This window comes from Rhizobium sp. SVR5-9E, assembly GCF_056755095.1.
Genome location: NZ_JBNDHS010000437.1, coordinates 1 through 269 on the forward strand (window position 1 = coordinate 1; position 269 = coordinate 269).

The following is a 269-nucleotide window of genomic DNA, read 5'->3' on the forward strand; positions in this document are numbered from 1 at the left end:
CGCCATGGGAGCGTAAATATACACTGTTTCGGAAGCGATTTTTTTCTGCTTGTCCGGTGCCATGCTTTCCAGGGTACGCATATTGTGAAGACGGTCTGCAATTTTGATCAGAATTACCCTGAAATCTTCTGAAAGGGTAAGCAGCAGTTTTCTGTAATTTTCCGACTGAACCGATATATTCTGATGGTTCATAATTGAGATCTTGGTAAGGCCATTGACAATATTGGCAATTTTTTCACCAAAAATTTTCTTCAGATCTTCGTATGTAT

The 269-nt window shown here is 39.4% G+C and carries 1 protein-coding gene; it reads right to left on the minus strand.

Annotation, left to right across the window (positions count from 1 at the left end; translation table 11 throughout):
• The coding region (locus ACPYOJ_RS35520; protein ID WP_481420413.1) for an HD domain-containing protein at positions 1 to 269 on the minus strand (269 nt) is incomplete at both ends.